This is a genomic window from Neisseria sp. Ec49-e6-T10, from assembly GCF_051132615.1.
GTDB lineage: Bacteria > Pseudomonadota > Gammaproteobacteria > Burkholderiales > Neisseriaceae.
Genome location: NZ_CP152375.1, coordinates 2,575,969 through 2,593,731, shown reverse-complemented (window position 1 = coordinate 2,593,731; position 17,763 = coordinate 2,575,969). Strand labels below are relative to the sequence as shown.

The following is a 17,763-nucleotide window of genomic DNA, read 5'->3' as shown; positions in this document are numbered from 1 at the left end:
CTTTCGGAGCGTGGCGCAGTCTGGTAGCGCACTTGCATGGGGTGCAAGGGGTCGGAGGTTCGAATCCTCTCGCTCCGACCAAAAAATACATAATTATCAATAATTTACATCACTCTACCAAGTGACCTTTTTTTAATGAAATTGGCTTTGTGCCAAATTTGTGTGTAAGTTTGCGCGATTTTTGAGATATTTTAGCATTATTTGTGACACAGCTAAGAACAGAAAAAACCACTTAAAGTTAGCGATTTTTTATCACTTGTTTAATCTACTTAATAACCATATTTGCTCATTTGTTCTTAAGCTAATGAGATAGTAATGTACCTTTTTATTAAATTAATAATTTCTTTTCAGCATTACTGTTATACTCTTTCCACTAACCTTCCTCACTTTTTCCTTTTAATTCAAGCATATAATTTTTTATCCATCTAATTCCCACGATGAGTAATGCTCATCATTAGTAGTTACTCTTTACCATGCAAAGTAAACAATCAACAAATATTAATATTTGAAAACAAATCAAATAGGAGATTCAACAAATGGAACAAGATATTTACTGGTTAAAAGTACCCTCCATACAGCTCGCCATTATGGCTCGCCCTAGGTCAGGAGAATGGTTAAGCGATGAAATATCAGGCTGGAAGCAACAAGGTATTAAGGTGGTAGTGAGTCTACTGGAGGCTTCAGAAATTCGAGAATTAGAACTAAAAAATGAAGCTCTTTACTGTCAACAGTCAGAAATCGAATTTATTTCTTACCCTATTCCTGACCGAGATGTACCTTCCTCTACTCGTTCAGCCTGTCAATTAGTACACCAACTAGTCAAACATTTAAAAAAAGGAGATGCTGTGGCAATCCATTGTCGCATGGGAATTGGACGTAGTGGTTTAATCGCTGCCTCTGTATTATCTGTTTTGGGTATCAAACAAGAACCATTTCAGCTTATTTCTCAAGCAAGAGGCTTACCTGTGCCTGACACAACATTGCAGAAAAACTGGTTGAACCGATTTTGTAATGAATATAAAGATTACTATTCTAATTTAAACCATTAGCCTCTGTATAATGCGGCCTATAGTAATTCTGCTATCCCTTTTTCATTTTTTAATTAACAATACGCATATTAAATACAGAAAAATAACATAAATTTGGAATCTTAACTATAAAAAAACTGAATATTTTCCTATTTCTATCCCTAACAATATCTCAAACCTTCGCAACTCTAGAATTCGAGGACTATCCGGCCCAGACCTATAAGGGACAGAATAAACCGAATAATTTATACATAGTATCTTTTCTAACCACTCTTCGAAGTGTTTTTTTATCATCCCATATGATTTAAAAAATATTTATAGCAATTTAAAAAATTAAACATATTGATTTTAAATGAAAAATAAATATTGATATTGATATTCTTTAGGAATATGATTTCTACATCATCAAACAGTTTTTATTTATATTGATGACCATTATTTTTTAAAAAAATTAATCTTAATTTGAGGTATTACCATGTTTAAAAAAGTACTTTTAGCTACTTTCCTAGCTTCTTCATTTGGTGTTGCTATGGCAGACAGTTCAAATCTTTCTAAAGATCCTGCCCCTTCAGCAGCTACAGCTCAAAAAGAAATCCAAAGAGATACAAATAGTAAGCAAGTGAATCAGAAAAAAGCTAAAAAACAACAACAAAAAGCAAAAAAACAAACTCCGCAAATGTTAGACTCACAAAACACAAAAGATGGTAAATAAATTCAAATAAAATTATTACAATATTTATGAATTAGCCACTCTTCGGAGTGGTTTTTTTATTGCCTATCATTTAGTTGAGCTTTTTAGCCCCAAAAATACCCATTAAATATATTTATTTTTAAAAACAAAAAGTAACAATATATTTACATCATAAAAATGTTGCAACATTTAAAATATAATAAAACAACAAAGTAAGGGCATAGAATACAGTAACATATAAAAACAGTCTTATATTTAGCCTTGATTGAGGCAATTATTGATCTTAGATAGTTATTACAGAGTATACAACCTTTGATGAAATAAAATCACCAAGGAAAAACAGGTGTTTCTAATATCTTTCAATAATTGATAGCGTTCTTTCGCTAACACCATCACCAGTAGAAGTGGCATAGCACATAGAACAACTAGCGCGTATTTTCATATATATATTCCCAAAATAATTAAGTATTAAAATAATAAAATATTATTAAGAAATTACTATATGCTATCTGATAAATTAATTTGCATATTTTAGGTTGATTTAATTCTATTGTCTATGGATTTAAGTAAATGATAAACCTAAATATGGGGTTTTCCCATATTTAGGTTTATTTCTTGGCTATCACAGAGGCAACATTAGCAAGCTGTTTAATGACGGCTTGAATGCTGCTGGCTACCGTTTTCATTCTTAAAAGCTTGGCTTTTACTGTTTCATCGGTTGCATTATTGATTTGCTTGTCTAGCTCTAACAGTTTTGCGCCATAGTTCCCCACATAAAAATCATCGGCTTTAATGACACTTGAACCATCTGCACTGATACACCAGTTCTCAGCTGCTTCCATCAAAGAGCCACCAACCAAGCTAGGTAAAATAGGTTGCTTATTAATATCGTCCTCTAATAGCGGAACTTCGTAAGATCACGGAATGCGGTGAACCTGTGTTTTTAACTAATATTAATCTGTAGAGCTACGAAATAGAAATCGCGTTTCAAATGCGACTTAGAGAGAACAAAGGGTATGACTTAAAATCGTACCCTTTACAACAAAAACTATGCAAGGTATATGGCTTTTGTTTTACCAATAATATTTATTCAAAAAATTTCACTGCCACCAAAAAAACTTTATCCTACCTTTAAATCCAAAATATAATATCCAAAACATTAACAGTATTAAAAATATATTAGGTAGGTAATAACCCTTAGCAGTACCAGCCCTAGGAGATGAAAAAACATAATCTTTTGGTAAGTTTATTTTAGGATTCTTTGGGTCGAAAACAATTTCTTCCTTAAAAGGTTTAAATGCATTATTTTTATCAGGTAAATAATTTAATTTTTGTTTTGAAGAATAGTCAAAAGTAACTTTCCTAGAATAAACTTGATCGTGTAAAACAAAGCTATATTCATAAAAAAAAGTAGCAGACCTTGACTTACCATCATAAACTGAATCAGTTCGTATCATATTTCCAATAGCAATGCATTCATCTACTTTACAGTTTAACTCTTTTAAATGAATAGCATCCCGTTTTTGTGCGGGAGTCCAAAAAATCCATGTAGCTAAGAGAATGAAATAGGTACTAGCCACTACAATTAATTCTTTCCTATGCTTCATGTGTTTTTTGCCTAACTATGGAAAATTTAAATTATAGCATATATTACATGTAATAATTTTGAATATATTTTCACTCTTATCTTAAATTGAATTTCGCAAGATCACGGAACGCGGTGAACCTGTGTTTTTAGTTAATAAATGAAATAAGTGGTTACACCCAAATATTATCAAACAGAAATAGTCCATTGATTTAAATGGTTATTTTTAACATCAAAAAATATTTAGGTTAAATTAGGTTTTAAAGCATAATATGTTGTTTTGTTAGAATAATGCCTTTATAATTCACGGTTAACCGCTGCATAAGCGGCTTAGAAATTTTACACGCCCTAGTTTTACGCCGTATTCCTGTTAACCGCTGCATAAGCGGCTTAGAAAATTTACTTTTTTACCCAAAACTACGTCCACCACGCTCTTGTTGTTGCGCTAACAGTAGCTGCCGGTCTAACTCTTTTTGCTCCATCTGCTGAGACAATTCGTTTTGTAATTGAGTCGCCTCTTGTAAGCGTTCTTCTGGGTTTGCTTTTGAAGCTGCTATGGCATCAACAGTGGTAAAATCTCGTTTATTATCGGCCATAACATAAAGGATATTTTCTTTTTCATTGATGCCCATATGGGCTATTTTTTCGGCTCTTATTGTAAGCTCGCGCGATTTTTGGCACACTTTTGCATTTATTTTGTCATAGCAAAAGTGACAAAACCAACGCTAAAATTAACGCTTTTTTTGTCACAACTCCACTTCATTACAACAGATAAAATTCAATTTCAAAAAATAACAGATAAGACTCGCTATGTCTGCCTACCAGAGCTAATCTGTGTTCATTAATTGAACAACACAAGGTAGAAAAAAATGGCAACCACAAGCACAATCGCAGCAAAGTTAAATGGTAAAGTTGGAATCATTTATTGCCACTTTGACGGATACATAGACAACGTCGGCTCATTACTTTTTAAACATTACAATACTGAAACAAAAATTGAAGAACTTATCAGACTTGGCAACCTGTCAAGCCTTGACCACAACATCACAAAAACAGAAGCATATGGTCGCGATTATCACCGTAAAAACCAAGAGGCTATATTTTCAGCTAACCACAAGCAAGCACTAAAAAAACTGGATTGTTCACATGAGTTCACTTATTACCACGACGGTAAAGATTGGTATGTAAATGGTAAAAAATTAGAACAAGCTTTACTAGAAGAATAATCAAATTATAAGACTCCAAACGGAGCCTTTTTTCTTTACCAGTTTAATAAAAACATATGTTCAATTGAATATCTACCATCACCAACACTTGCTTTGTATATCCTTTTATCCAGCGTCTTTGGTTTCCAAACATCCAATAAATCATCTGTTTCCGACTTCTGAGAAGAAAAAAACACCGCTTGCTTTTGTGATAGTGCCTGAATCAGTTCTATGGCTTCACCAAGCCTAAACCATTTATCCGCCTTTGCTGGTGCGTAACCTTGCTGATTTGTCATAATATACGGCGGATCAGCAATATATATGACATTTTCAGCCGTTGAATATTGAGCAATTAACTCTCTAAAGTCACATTGCACACGTTCTACACCTTCTAAGTAACCAGCAGCAGCTAAAGGGTTACGAACTACGCGAGCGTACCAGCCAGCTTTGATTAAATCATCTAAAGTATGATGGTAATGACCTGAAAAACATAACCAACTGGACACTGTGATCCAGTCATTTGTTTCTACGGTTTTCAGCAGTTCAATGATTTTAGCTTTTAATTCTGGTTTGATACGAGATGCTTTTGGTTCATTACAAAGCAGTTCAGCTAATTGCTGTCGTAGTTTTTCTGTTTTGCCTATTTGATCAAGCCGTGATTTATAGTCATCAAAGTCATTGTAGATCACACGAGCACTTGGGCATTTTTGTTTGATTGTGTGGCTTAATAAACCAGAGCCACCAAACAAATCTATCACTGTTTTGTTACTAAAATCAAGCTCTCTAATTAATTTCAAAAAGTTACGTTTTTGACCCAAAAAAGGCAATGGGGCCTTATTATATTTAATGCACATGAACATCCTCTCTATACGAAAGATGCTCAGAGGCATACTAGATTTGACGCTCTAGGCGTTCTAATTTGTTAAAGATCACTTACTAAAATTATTTAATGCTTTGCAGCGAGGACACTTAATAACCAACTTAATATAAGCACCTACAGCCAGTTTTCTATTACAACTTATACAACGTATTTCTTTATATTCCATTATTGCAAGCCTTTTATGATAGACTTAACACGCTTGAGCTCAGGCGGCGGGTCTTGTCCTGCTTGCTGCTGATACCAGCTTGAAAGGGGCAAGTATAAGAGTTCCTGCTCTTATACTTGTCATCCGTCTACAAACCGTTTAAAACGTCAGCAATTGCACTGGCTACAAGCCATTTTTTAGCCTGATATTCTGCCATTTCTTGTGGATTACTGATAAAACACACTTCAAGAATCAAACCGCCTGCATTCACATAACCCAAACGCCCACGAGCCGATTTACTTTGATCTATAAAGCCATTTTCACCGCGCACGGTTGTATTTAATACTTTAGCCACTGCATTGCTGAGTTTTTGTGATAAAGCCTTATTTTTAGGTAAGGCAATGGTTTCCACGCCTTTGGCGGTTTTACTTTCTGCTGCATTAAAATGTAATTCAATAGCAACTTGCCCTTGTTTGATCAATGCTATAGCTTGATTAAGAGGCAAATTGTTTTTACCTTCGCCATCCGTAATAACTGTGTGACCAAAAGCGCGAAGCTTTGAAGCAACAATATTGCGTAAATCTGCGACTAATTCTGACTCTTTTAAGCCTCTCGCCATTGCGCCTGGGTCTGTGTTGCTGTGGCCTGCGGTAATAACGATTTTCATATGCTTACTCTCCTATAGTGGGCATTTCAGGCCAATTAATATCTTGAGCCTGCTGCGGGTTAATCCTGCTTATATCAATAGTGAAGTCATATAGGTTCTCTAACAATTCGCTTTCGGCTGCGGTTGCTTTACCTCGCTTGACTGCACGTTCTAATACAGTGATTTGTGCCTCAGCATCTGCTAATAAACTGCTTTTTTTAACTGTTGCATCTTGAATAAGGCGTTCTAGCTGCTTTTGCGGATCAATAACCCACTTATTTTCTTTATCTGAAAACACATATATATAATCAGGCATAGGCTGATCTGTTAACGTGTTGGGAATATCGCCAAGCTCGCTAATAATGATCACATCACCTGTTGATTTACTGTAAAAGGCTTTGCCTCTATGGTCAGCAATGTAGTCCCAATTGTCATTCTGCCATTGCACCGCAAAACCTTCTTTTTGCGCTAGTGGCTTAATTATTGTTAGTGTTTCAGGCAATGAGTGCCCAAATACTAAAGGTTCTGCCTGTTCTGCCGTTTCCTTGCTCCATAAAGGCACATTGCTGTAATCTTCCACAAGTTCCCATGTCATACCATTAAACTTATTTGAAACAAAAAACTCTTCAATCTTTATTGGCTCTACAAATGTTGCATTAGCAGGCAAAATATAAACATTTTCCTTTTGTGTTTGTGTCGCCATTGGGTCAAGATAAGCAGCTACAGTAGATAAGTATTGCCCCGTTTTTGGGTCATACTGAAAAGCTGCTTTAGTGTCATTATTTTGCATAAAAATCTCCATTTTTTTGACATTCAACACAACGTAAAATACTAAAAGCTGAATTGTATGTTTGACTATGAGCTCCAGCTTCTGTTGTATGCAAACAATGATGATGATCACGAAGAACATTAGAAGGTGGATTGTATGTCTGACTATGAGCTCCAGCTTCTGTTGTATGCAAACAATGATGATGATCACGAAGAACATTAGAAGGTGGATTGTATGTCTGACTATGAGCTCCAGCTTCTGTTGTATGTAACCAATGATGATGATTTGACATAATTTTTCCTTTAATTTAATAAGCAATACAAAACAAGAGTTTCATACCAGCAGCTATATTGTTTGTACCGCCAGATGCATTGATTGCAACCGCATGGGTGTGATCTCCCGACCAAGATGTAGCAAGCAATTGAGCATTGGCATCCGTGCGCATGTTATTGCCCGCCGTTACATATTTTTCTGCTGGCCCGTTATAAGTATGGTTATGACCGCCAGCCAATCCAGTAGAGCCAGAGTGTGCGTGAGATTTAATATCCCCCGAAATAATTTGACCGATTGCATCTAGGTTTGCACCAGCAGCCAATAAAGCTAGATTTTCTGGAATATTGGGTAAATTAAATGTCGTTGAGCCGTCTCCTGAGCCATATTGCACACCTACGGAATCAAATAAATTGGCATAATCAACACGAGAAATTGCCCCACCATTACAAACTAAAGTACCTTTTGGCGGTGCTTTGGCAAATGTCGCGACAAAATCACCAGGCTGATATGTTCTGACATTTTTTGATACTTCGTTAATTGCTGTATCAATCAAATGCTGTATTGCTTTGGCTGCTTGATCGTTCTGATCTGCTGTTTCAATGCCTGCCGCTTTCCAAATATTTGCCAGTTCAGCATAAACATCATTTAAATATTTAGCTGTGACAATCGTGCCTCTGACTGTGGAGCCATTGCCATCAATAAAGCCGCCATTTTCGTTAACATGAATCATCCGTCATACTCTCCATAAAAGAACACACATAATGTATGGGCAGGCTTAAGCTTGATAAATAAAGACTCTATAAATGTATCGCTGTATGTACTCAATGGCTCACCTGATAAACTCATCCCAGCCCTAAAGTGCCAAATTGTCTGGGTTTGACCTTGTACAATCACATGCCAAACCCACATTACATCCTCAATATAAAGCCTGTCACCGCAGCGACTGATCCCAGCTTCAAAGGCAGAAGGTTCAACAATTTCAATTTCATAACCCGCTTTAGCTGCAATATTTTTAAAGTACAGGATACTTAAGCCGCCTGTTTCGTTGAGTTTTGCCAATACTTGGGCAACCCTTTCCTGATAGGTTATACCCATACCCAACAAGCCTAATTCTTCCTCCCATTTGCTGATATATTCGCCACTGGTAGCAGGGTGCCAAGCTTTATAGACACCATCAAGAAATGCCAGCACACGATCATGTGTATTACCTTCAGCTTTTAAATGTGCTTGAATGTTGGGAGCGGTACTGTCATAACTAACAGGCGGTAATAAATTTGCTAACAGAGGGGCATGTTTCATTGGTTAACCTCAACAGTTCCCACTTGTAGCCATTGGATTTGGTGTTCATCGACTATGGCATCAATGTTTGCCACAGGACTAATAAGGCTAAAATCATAAACACCATTAGTATCATGCACAGCATTTTCTAAATGCTTAATAATGAGTGCTTGTCCTGGTTTTAAAGTTGAAAAGTATTGATGGATAGCCGTAATGACGGCATTTTCTACAGTTCCTAGTTCAGTACTATCAACTACCTCAATAGTTAAAGACACATTGATATAAATAGGATTGGCAATAATCACTAAAGAATTTTTAGCTGTTACTGGACGGACACTATTTATATGATCTTGGCAATTCTGTACGGTTTCTTCACTGGGTAGCCCTTTTTCCCCCATAATGGCTATATCAACCGTACCTAAACCACGACGCAAAGGGTAAACAAATGCCTGAGTAACACCTGGTACACTAAGAGCCCATACATAATAGTCATGTTCATTACCTCCAGCAGGAGGTCTACGTTTACGATCTAAAAGGCGATTTAATAAGCTTTCATGTTTTTCAATATCAGTACCACCATACATAGATAGTAAGATAGTATTATTGTCTATTCCTTCAGGAGCACTCACTAACTGAACAAGGGTATTTTCTTCCTGATTACCAATAATCCCTGCTGTTTGACAAACAACATGAACAATAATCTGACCTGTACCATCAATTATGACTTGTTCGCTGGTCACATAAAACAAACTGTCTTTTTGTAAGAGTGTACCGATTGGCACTATTGCACCTACAGCCCCTGTAAATTTGGCTTCACCACTGGCAAAAGTGGCTGGTTTTAGATACAAACCATAATCAGCAGCATGTAATTCAAGGTTTTCTTTATCTGCTGTTGAAGCAAAACCTTGTTTTAAAACCCAATCTGCATATTGATAATTACCCTCAACGGCTGAGGCGGTGGCACTAGCTCTAACATAATTGTCTGAATCCTCAGCAATGTCAGCATTTTCTTGCTCGTTTTGAAGATCACGCAAATAATCTTTTTGTATTTCATCTACTTTTTTAATCTGCATTAACGTACCCTCACGTGATAATCAAAGCTCACTTGCTCACCGCCTGCATCCCACAGGTTGATGGTTAAAACAACCCAGCCTTTGGGCTGCGTTTTATCATCTGGATTTTGGGTTTTATTGCTGTAAACTTCGAGTTTTGAGGCGCGTTTATCATCAATAAGCGGCTGTAATGCTTGCTCTGCATACTGTACAGCAAGCTTATGCACGCGGATTTTGTCTTTTTCGCGTTGCAATGTATGTAATTTACTGCCTACGTTTGGAGCGGCCCAATATGCGCCTAAATGTTCCTGTAAGCGTATATAAGCGGCATTGTGTAAACTGGTTGTGTGTTCGTTTAGAACATAATCCCCTGTATAGGGGTCAAGTAAATTATCCATGCCTTGATTATGTCAAAACATGGATATTGTTGTGATCTGACGAATGTCAGTGGGTTTCAGTAACTTAGATTCGGCAAACCTGTATTTGTACTACCAATAGTGTATGAATGAGTATGTAAATGCAATACAACGCCGTTACTGCTTAAATAACCACCATTATGAATCAATGTACCTGTAAAGGTCGCTGCTGCACCGCTTTCTGTTGTGCCTTGTATAGTCATACCGCCATTACCGTTTATTGTCCCTTGGGCGGTTAACAGCTTTGATGTTTCCAAGTTAGGGGTGTCAAAAGAGCTTTTGTTACTTGCAGTCACATTATAATTTTCACATTTGACATTATAGTCGGTGCAATCTACATCAATAATCTTGCCTTTTTTAAGGGTAATGCTGGCACCGTCTTGATTGTATATAGAGACTTCGCCTTCCTTTAAACTCTTAACCCTGTAGCTGCCGTTTTCCGTGGCAATAATAATACCGTGAGAAGTCTTACCCCCAAGAGGGATAACAATAGCATCACTATTAATGGGTGGGTGTGAAGTAAAGCCAAAATGCTGCATCAATTCCGCATCTTGTACAATTTCACCTTCTAATGCAGCAAGTTGTATTTTTGTGGTTGAGCCAGATGTATTAACACGTTTGACTACAGACCTAAAAGCTTTACGAACTGTACCCATTAAGCTTTTAATGCGAGAATCAACTTGTTTTGCATCCATTTTTTACCCTTTATTTATTGCTCAAATCCACAATAGCCACTTCACCTTGGCCTTTTTTACCTCGACCTTTGCGACCTTTACGACGACCTTTTTTACCATTTTGTTTTTTGGCTTTTGAGGGTCTGGCATCGAGCACCCATGCCCCATCTTCTTTTAGTGTCAATACGGTTCTTGGTGCACCAGTCTCACTTAAACTGAAGGTGCGAGCCATCAAAAAGAATACGTCTTCTAAACCATCAGGCTCGCTAACAAGATTGATTCTTTGTCCTGGTGTCCACAATATCTCTTCAGTAGTACGATATCCTTTTACGGTTACTTCTACAGTCAACCCATCTAAACGGCTATCTGCAATAATCTTACGTGCTCTTTTTTGAGCTTCAGCAACTGAATCAATATCACCATCGGTGACAGTCAAAGGACGGTACACCAAAACACCATCATCCTTAACTGTCGCTTTGATATTGCTTGTACCTTTATGGCTTTGCCCCAATACAGTAACTTCTGAATAACGACGCGCCATGGAACGAGTGACGGTAATTTTTTCAATGTTATTGTTAGAGCCATCAAACCGCATAACCAAGTCAGCAACAGGCTCAAGAGTATAATCAGGGCCACCCACAACCAAAGTACCATCGGGTTCAAACCAAGGCCATACGCCATTTGCTTCAGCATATTTAATCAGGGCATCCCAAGCACGCTCGCCTGGCTCTATTTGCACTTTATTTGTCACAGCCGTTTTATCAGCATCAATGCGTATCTTGGTAATCCCCAAAGGTTTCACTAATTTATCTAAAATTTGTTGTAAAGAGAGATTTTGAGCATTAAAGATAGGTGCTGAACAATCAAGCAAAACGGCCGCTCCATCACGACCACGAACAGTCAAACGCCTACCATTTTTGTCTGTTTGGGTAGTAATATCATCAATACGTCCAGTTAATATGATGTCCTCACCTGTACGCACTTCAATTTTTGCCCCCTCAGTAATAATATCTGGTATGGTTTTGCCAGACGGTACACCCAAGACCAGTTGAAAGCCATCAGCAGGGGTTAATAAATCACTGTCAATTTCATAAGATGACCAGTGCTGGTGTAACTGACCGTCAACCAATAAGCCAATAATTTCATTATCTTGCGTAGGCATTTAAAACAGCTCCTTGCTCAATAAAACTAGGATGTTTGATCTGGGGATTTAAACGTAATAATTCATCTGCACGGTGATAATCACCATACCACCGAAACGCGATTAAATGCAGATTAGCATTGGCTTCAACTTTGCGTACAACAAGAGGTGGTCTTAAATTAATGACTGCTTTTGCCTGATTTTGTAAATTAAGCGCAATATCTTTGAGTATGTCTATTGTATCTATTGGGTTTGCGTATTCTGCTATATTACGTACCTGATCAATAGCGACCTGAAGTTGTGAGCGAACATCGCCCAAAATAACTTCTATTTGTGGTGGTGTTAATGTTGGCTCAGTTAACTCATCTGTAAAGATATCTTTAACGATCTGCGCCATTTCACCAGCAGCCTGAATACAAAAATAGGTATTGATTTGATTTAAGTCTGCTGTACTTACAGAGTTTTGTACAATAGAGCTACCATTACCTGTTTGTAGTTGCCCTGTATTGGCTTTGCTTGGCAAACTTACAATGTTTTGTGCCTGGTTGCTATAATTTTTCCAGTCAGACACAATAGAATCTGAGGACCAAATACCAAGATCACCCAGGCGATTAAACACCCCTTGAATATCAGCAATTAAGCCACGCGGACTATTGATTAAATCAAGACCTGTACCTATTGTTGCATCTAATGAATTGGCTGCATATTTCAGGCTTGAGCTGATCACATAAGCAATGTTTTGTACCTGGTTGTGATAGCTGCTGATCTGCTCAATATAATCATTAAAACTGGCAAAATTGGTATCAAATAACTCATCAATCAAATTAGATATGGTATCAGCGAACCCTAAACTCAATGTGCGATCAAAAAATGGTGCGTTGGGTGTATCTTCAACAAAATCAACAGAAATTCGGCAAGCGTCCTCTTCATCTGCTGTATGTTTGACACTTACAACGGATACAATCATATTGGGCATTGAACCATAAATGGGGTGTATAAGTTCGCCTGATCCCATCTCTTCTAAAATGGGGATAAGCTGCTGTAACTTGCGCTCGTAGTTATTACCCCACAACATAATATCTAAATGAATTTGACGAGCCATACGGTTCATATCTTCAATATGAGCCCCAGCAACAAAGGGGTAATTATGCTCACTCAAACCTTTTTGAAAATTATAGTCATCACTTAAAACATCTAGATCAATGCCTTTATAACTACCTTGCAATAGAAAGTTTTTCCAGCTCATAGTCAATTACGCCTATTGTCTTGAGTGGCACGCTGTGCCATCACATTAAACATCTCATTAGTAGGGGTAACACTAACCTGTATTGGGATGGGTGTACTGACAGCCTTTAATATGGCAGCAGCAGCCTGTTGCATTACATTGCTCGACTCAGTAAAACCTTGTGCGCTGGTATTCATTTCTGTACCAGCTCCAGTTAACATGGTTTCTAATTGAGATAATGCCTGCACAGTGGGGTTGTTTTCTTTTGAACCATCCCAATTTTTAATGGCTCTTTCTTGCATATACCAATCAGGTACAGAATTACCGCCTAGGCCATCTTTTAAACGTTGCTCGTACATTTGCTTTTCAGCAACTTTTGGGTCAATACCAAAGAAATTTTTAAGACCATCTGTAAAGCTTTGTAATGCGGATATTTCTGTTTTATGGTCTTCTTTTTGCGCCCATTTTGTTACACCAAACATGGCAGCCAATGGGCCAGCAGCTAGGGCAGTAGAACCCATTAAACCCATCAATCCTGCGCCTGCACTACCTGAGGCTGTAGTACCTGCACTGGCTGCAATACCACCAGTCCCCATAGAAGACAAACCACCTGTAGCTGCGGTGGCAGCAGCACTACCACCAAAACGCCCCATCAAACCTCTGAAGAAACCACCACCTTTACCACCACCCATCACCATAGAACCCAAAGACATGCCACCTAAAGTAACCGCAAACACACCTAAAGCATCCGTGGCTCCTACTATTGCACGGGTTAAGCCTGGGTAACTTTCAGAGTACTCAGATAAGACCTTTGCAAGGTTGCCGCCTTTCTCAATAACAGACTTAAAATTATCTTGCTGGGCAAAAGTTGTTTGATTATCTATTGATTGGATATTATGACCAGCAGTAGAAGCAATAACATCAAAAGATTTCTGACCAGTACCTTCAGCATTAGCAAGACCCTGTTTAACATCGCTCATATAATCACGATTATTCATCAAGGCACTTAAAGCCATTAATGCTTGACGATCTGCAATGATTTTGCCGACACTAGACCCCTCTAGTAGATTTGTCATATCGTTTAATGCAGCCTGTTTTTCAGAATCATTTTGAGCATTTTGAGCTTGCGCCTTCACTTTCGCGTATGCAGGATTTTGCTGTACGACTTTATCAACCAAGTTAACAAATGCACTCAATGAATCTGTACCATTGGCACGTGCTTGTGCCAAAGAACCCGCCAAATCAACATTTTTACCATCTATTTTAATTTTTTTAGCAAAATTATCTGAAAGTTCGCGTGAATTCAGCTTGGCTAGAAGATTAACCAAGTTATTACCAGCCTCTTCTTTAGTCCCCGCACTAATGACAGCAGCCTGATTAGCAGAAAGAACAGCATCAACACCACTAAAACCACTCAAACCAGCAGCTTTCGCGGTTGCAAATTGTCTGGGTAACCAGGCGGACATGTCTTTCAACTCGAAACCGCCTAAATCGCCCGCTTTCATTGCCTTATCAAGTAACAAATCTATTTGATCAGTACCAATATTCATTTGCCGTTTTGCACTCAAAGCAATATTAGCCAATTCATCAGGACTAGCTCCAGATGCAGTACTATATTTTTGAATAGTAGGCAATAGTGTTTTAATTTCTTGATCATTAAAAGCACCTGAAGAAATAAGCCCACCCAATGTTTCGGCTGAGCTTTCACGATTACCACCATATTTTGTTACTGCATCCCGAACCATAGAATCTAATTCAGCCATGCCCGCAATACGACCTTTTGTATCGCGATCAGGAAAGGCTGTGTTAGCCATTCTAGCCAATTGAGTATCATAATCAATATGCGGCTGAGCTTTGTTTTTAAGCATATAACCACCAGCAGTCACACCAGCAGCAACACTGGCCGCACCACGAGCAAAATTACCTGCCTTTTGCATTTTAGAGGTACGACCCAGCTCATTATTTAAGCCTGCAATTTCGTCACGGGTTTTACGAGCTGCACGGGCAAGCTCATTACCTGTTAACTTACCTGAACGTGCTAAACGATTGTAAGCGGCTTGTGTGCGCTGAATTTCACGCTGAATGGTGCGTTCTGAACGAATACCAATACGCTCATATGCAGATGCCTGCCTTTGACGGGCTCGCGCCGCTTGCTCTGCTGCACGTGATAGCTTGGTTGTGCCTTGCATTAGTGGACCTAAAGCAACAGAAGCACGCTGCCAGCCATTAGCTAATTTTTCTGCATATTTACTGACATATTGAGTACCTTTGGCAGCCTCTTTTTCGACATTACTAAAGCCTTTTGCCGCATCTGAGGCTGTTTTTTGGATCTTAGAGCTGGCATTGTCCTTGACCTCAACACTAAACTCTATTTTATTGTTTGCCGCCATAACCAACCCCTATATCACACCCAATTTACGAACCGCTTGTAAATAGCTCTCCAGTTCCACAGTATCCATACACAAAACCTGATCTTCTGAAAAGCCATACCGCCTCAAAAGCAATACTGCCATGCGTAAAGGCTCTATTCGCTCATCACGCTTTCGCGCTTTTTTACCAATTCTGCATCTGCGTAGTACAAAATATCTATATCCATATCTGTCGTATTGCTACTTAAAAACTCAAAATCAATCTGATCAGAAGGAATATCACCCAGTTTTAATAAGGTACGAGAATAGGTCTCAATGGTACGTGCATATGGGTCATCTTGTTTTAATTTGACCGTATCACCTGCATAAGCCATACGCATTTTAAAGTCATAATGCAACTTACCATCGAATAACACACCATGAATCAAACGACCTGTTACCGTAAAGTCATCATGTACCTTAATTTGCTGCTTTTCAATTACCTGAAGGCGTTGAGTCTCAACTTTTGCTTGATGAGCCGCTTTTGCCTCATCCAATCGTTTAGATTGTTCTTCTGGGCTTAAATCTGTTTTTTGCGCTAATTTTGTCATAGTGTCTTACTCCTCAATTTTTTGGAAAGCAAACAGTTTTACGTCGTAAACCATTTCGTTTTCGACTGAATAGCTTTCACCGACTGACTCACAATGACAATCTAAGTAACTGACGCGGCGGGTTGGTTCTGCAACAGGGGACAAAGTAAACTTATCACCTTCTAAATTTTCCCAATCAAATTTACGACCATTAATGGCTTTAACACCTTTTAAGCTGATATCGTAACGTTTTTTACCACGTGTAAATCCAGACTTACCCATACAATCCACACGCTTTTTCCCAGTGGTTATAGTGGTATCCACACTGGTTACATCAGCTTCAGCACCATTTACTTCAGCGACGCATTCGCCCCAAAATTCTGTTGCCATATCTTATCTCCTATAAAATTAAGTTCATTTTGGCAGCAAACACATGCATACCATTGACCACATCAGTCGGAATCGCCGCCTTAACCATCCCTTTATTTTGCGGATCACGCTGAACAAGAAGAGCCTCTTTATTTTCTTGAACATGCTCTAAAACCTCCAAGTCTTCAAGCTTGATAAGCACATCCAAAATCTCAGAGCGCACTTTAGGTGGGGTCTTGTCATTCAACTTCTCACGTGGAAAACGAAGCTGTATACGTTGATCTATCGCCTTTGATACATAAGCTAAGGTACGAGGTGTGGTCACATCTAACATACTTTCATCATCAGCACCTGTAGTAGACTTGGTATAAGTGGTAATGGCACGTGATATTTGACATTTAGTACCTGTTGAGTCTGTAATCATGGGGGTTACGCCATTATTTAAAGCATTACGTAACTCTGTACGCATGATCTTGTCAGCAGGTGGGGTAATACCATCTAAGACTAGATAATTAAGCGGTCTTGCTGGGTCTTCTTCACTTGCCATTACTGTAGCGTATGCACTGGCAAGCATATAAGGTAAAGAGACTGTGTTTTTATACCAACCCATTGATATAAATTCTGAGTTAAGTTGTTTGGTTAGTGTGATTGCTTGGGCTAAAGTACCTGTATGACCCACAACACCAATAGCCCATTTTTTCTCATCTGGGGCAGATACAGCATCTAGGTGATCACGCAAGGCCAATAAACTATCAAGATCATTGTAAGGAATCACAACAATATCGTACCCCTCAGCAGCAACAGTAGCCAAAGCAGCCTTAATATCTGGGTTTAAATCACCATCGCGCATACTACCCGTGGTAATAGTCAAACCTGTAACATTGGTACTGGTACTAAATTGAATGGCATTACCTGCCAAACCTTTATTTTTTGCGGTTAATGCTACCTCTGTAGCAGTTGCCACAGCACTAACAGGTAAATGTGTGGCTGCATTAATGGTAGCTGCCAATGTGGTAGCAATGGTTTCTGCTGTATCTTGATTGATTACAGCAATGTTTAAAGCATCAAAATCATTAACCTTGATACTCACTCGCCCTGATTTTGTTGCAGTACCTACAATGGTAATTTTGCCTGTAGCTGCGGTTGCCGCATCATTATCAGCAACTGTAATCATAGACAATGCAGCATTTTTATAAGCCTTAATAGCTGCTGTAGCCATATGATGCGCAATAGAACCATAACCACAGCGTTCTGCAACATCAACATTAGAATAAACATCAAATAAACTACCATCATCATTTGAAGATGATAATCGTTGTCCAACAATCAATACTTTTTGCTGATTGGTGGGTAAGTTTTGTAATGCTAACTTTTTATTCCATTCAATTAATGTACCTGGTACACGTTCTGATATTTGAATCTGATCAAAAGTAATGTTTTCTGACATA

At 38.3% G+C, this 17,763-nt stretch carries 22 protein-coding genes and 1 tRNA gene; 4 read left to right on the top strand and 19 right to left on the bottom strand.

The features are described from left to right. The first annotated feature begins 4 nt into the window (after window positions 1–4). The 3 genes from AADH04_RS13070 to AADH04_RS13060 all read left to right on the top strand — a co-directional run bounded on the left by AADH04_RS13070 (window position 5) and on the right by AADH04_RS13060 (window position 1,740). A tRNA-Pro gene (locus AADH04_RS13070) sits at window positions 5–81 on the top strand. Window positions 82–536: 455 nt separating this feature from the next. Further along, window positions 537–1,049 carry a phosphatase domain-containing putative toxin gene (locus AADH04_RS13065; protein WP_434777713.1) on the top strand — a complete coding sequence of 171 codons (513 nt, stop codon included), beginning with the start codon at window positions 537–539 and terminating at the stop codon, window positions 1,047–1,049. A gap of 454 nt (window positions 1,050–1,503) precedes the next feature. Next, the gene (locus AADH04_RS13060) at window positions 1,504–1,740 is read left to right on the top strand and encodes a hypothetical protein (RefSeq protein ID WP_434777712.1); all 237 of its coding nucleotides are present in this window, start codon (window positions 1,504–1,506) and stop codon (window positions 1,738–1,740) included. 587 nt (window positions 1,741–2,327) lie between these two features. Here AADH04_RS13060 and AADH04_RS13055 read toward each other — a convergent pair. The 3 genes from AADH04_RS13055 to AADH04_RS13045 form a co-directional block, all read right to left on the bottom strand. Then, complete coding sequence (locus AADH04_RS13055) at window positions 2,328–2,561, bottom strand: hypothetical protein (protein WP_434777711.1); 234 nt, start codon at window positions 2,559–2,561, stop codon at window positions 2,328–2,330. Window positions 2,562–2,819: 258 nt separating this feature from the next. Continuing rightward, on the bottom strand, window positions 2,820–3,326 hold the full coding sequence (locus AADH04_RS13050; RefSeq protein WP_434777710.1) for a hypothetical protein: 507 nt from the start codon (window positions 3,324–3,326) through the stop codon (window positions 2,820–2,822). 385 nt (window positions 3,327–3,711) lie between these two features. Further along, window positions 3,712–3,936 carry a hypothetical protein gene (locus AADH04_RS13045; protein ID WP_434777709.1) on the bottom strand — a complete coding sequence of 75 codons (225 nt, stop codon included), beginning with the start codon at window positions 3,934–3,936 and terminating at the stop codon, window positions 3,712–3,714. Window positions 3,937–4,173: 237 nt separating this feature from the next. Between AADH04_RS13045 and AADH04_RS13040 the strand changes: the two genes are divergently transcribed. Continuing rightward, a complete protein-coding gene (locus AADH04_RS13040; protein ID WP_434777708.1) occupies window positions 4,174–4,530 on the top strand; it encodes a hypothetical protein in 357 nt (118 codons plus the stop codon). A 35-nt stretch (window positions 4,531–4,565) separates the two neighbouring features. Here the strand turns inward: AADH04_RS13040 and AADH04_RS13035 are convergent, their stop codons facing one another. The 16 genes from AADH04_RS13035 to AADH04_RS12960 all read right to left on the bottom strand — a co-directional run bounded on the left by AADH04_RS13035 (window position 4,566) and on the right by AADH04_RS12960 (window position 17,762). Continuing rightward, the gene (locus AADH04_RS13035) at window positions 4,566–5,363 is read right to left on the bottom strand and encodes a hypothetical protein (protein ID WP_434777707.1); all 798 of its coding nucleotides are present in this window, start codon (window positions 5,361–5,363) and stop codon (window positions 4,566–4,568) included. 75 nt (window positions 5,364–5,438) lie between these two features. Further along, window positions 5,439–5,555 carry a Com family DNA-binding transcriptional regulator gene (locus tag AADH04_RS13030; RefSeq protein WP_434777706.1) on the bottom strand — a complete coding sequence of 39 codons (117 nt, stop codon included), beginning with the start codon at window positions 5,553–5,555 and terminating at the stop codon, window positions 5,439–5,441. A 127-nt stretch (window positions 5,556–5,682) separates the two neighbouring features. Continuing rightward, a complete protein-coding gene (locus AADH04_RS13025) occupies window positions 5,683–6,201 on the bottom strand; it encodes an N-acetylmuramoyl-L-alanine amidase (protein ID WP_434777705.1) in 519 nt (172 codons plus the stop codon). Window positions 6,202–6,205: 4 nt separating this feature from the next. Beyond that, window positions 6,206–6,970 carry a tail fiber assembly protein gene (locus tag AADH04_RS13020; RefSeq protein ID WP_434777704.1) on the bottom strand — a complete coding sequence of 255 codons (765 nt, stop codon included), beginning with the start codon at window positions 6,968–6,970 and terminating at the stop codon, window positions 6,206–6,208. Continuing rightward, the gene (locus AADH04_RS13015; protein ID WP_434777703.1) at window positions 6,960–7,241 is read right to left on the bottom strand and encodes a hypothetical protein; all 282 of its coding nucleotides are present in this window, start codon (window positions 7,239–7,241) and stop codon (window positions 6,960–6,962) included. The genes AADH04_RS13020 and AADH04_RS13015 overlap by 11 nt, the downstream gene beginning before the upstream one ends. Before the next feature lie 15 nt (window positions 7,242–7,256). Next, window positions 7,257–7,952 carry a phage tail protein gene (locus AADH04_RS13010; protein WP_434777702.1) on the bottom strand — a complete coding sequence of 232 codons (696 nt, stop codon included), beginning with the start codon at window positions 7,950–7,952 and terminating at the stop codon, window positions 7,257–7,259. Continuing rightward, window positions 7,949–8,521, bottom strand: coding sequence for a YmfQ family protein (locus tag AADH04_RS13005; protein WP_434777701.1), 573 nt, complete (start codon window positions 8,519–8,521; stop codon window positions 7,949–7,951). Before AADH04_RS13005 ends, AADH04_RS13010 begins: the two co-directional genes overlap by 4 nt. Further along, window positions 8,518–9,573 carry a baseplate J/gp47 family protein gene (locus AADH04_RS13000; protein WP_434777700.1) on the bottom strand — a complete coding sequence of 352 codons (1,056 nt, stop codon included), beginning with the start codon at window positions 9,571–9,573 and terminating at the stop codon, window positions 8,518–8,520. Before AADH04_RS13000 ends, AADH04_RS13005 begins: the two co-directional genes overlap by 4 nt. Continuing rightward, a complete protein-coding gene (locus AADH04_RS12995) occupies window positions 9,573–9,950 on the bottom strand; it encodes a phage GP46 family protein (protein WP_434777699.1) in 378 nt (125 codons plus the stop codon). Before AADH04_RS12995 ends, AADH04_RS13000 begins: the two co-directional genes overlap by 1 nt. Before the next feature lie 56 nt (window positions 9,951–10,006). Then, a complete protein-coding gene (locus AADH04_RS12990; protein WP_434777698.1) occupies window positions 10,007–10,663 on the bottom strand; it encodes a phage baseplate assembly protein V in 657 nt (218 codons plus the stop codon). Window positions 10,664–10,673: 10 nt separating this feature from the next. Beyond that, window positions 10,674–11,804, bottom strand: coding sequence for a phage baseplate assembly protein (locus tag AADH04_RS12985; RefSeq protein ID WP_434777697.1), 1,131 nt, complete (start codon window positions 11,802–11,804; stop codon window positions 10,674–10,676). Further along, a complete protein-coding gene (locus AADH04_RS12980) occupies window positions 11,788–13,029 on the bottom strand; it encodes a DNA circularization protein (RefSeq protein WP_434777696.1) in 1,242 nt (413 codons plus the stop codon). The genes AADH04_RS12985 and AADH04_RS12980 overlap by 17 nt, the downstream gene beginning before the upstream one ends. Before the next feature lie 2 nt (window positions 13,030–13,031). Beyond that, window positions 13,032–15,398, bottom strand: a complete 2,367-nt coding sequence (locus AADH04_RS12975; protein WP_434777695.1) for a phage tail tape measure protein — start codon at window positions 15,396–15,398, stop codon at window positions 13,032–13,034. Between the two features lie 134 nt (window positions 15,399–15,532). Beyond that, window positions 15,533–15,967, bottom strand: coding sequence for a hypothetical protein (locus tag AADH04_RS12970; protein ID WP_434777694.1), 435 nt, complete (start codon window positions 15,965–15,967; stop codon window positions 15,533–15,535). Between the two features lie 6 nt (window positions 15,968–15,973). After that, window positions 15,974–16,336 (bottom strand): phage tail protein, encoded by a 363-nt coding sequence (locus AADH04_RS12965; protein WP_434777693.1) that lies wholly within the window; start codon window positions 16,334–16,336, stop codon window positions 15,974–15,976. 10 nt (window positions 16,337–16,346) lie between these two features. After that, window positions 16,347–17,762 carry a phage tail sheath subtilisin-like domain-containing protein gene (locus tag AADH04_RS12960; protein ID WP_434777692.1) on the bottom strand — a complete coding sequence of 472 codons (1,416 nt, stop codon included), beginning with the start codon at window positions 17,760–17,762 and terminating at the stop codon, window positions 16,347–16,349. Between the last annotated feature and the right edge of the window lies 1 nt (window position 17,763).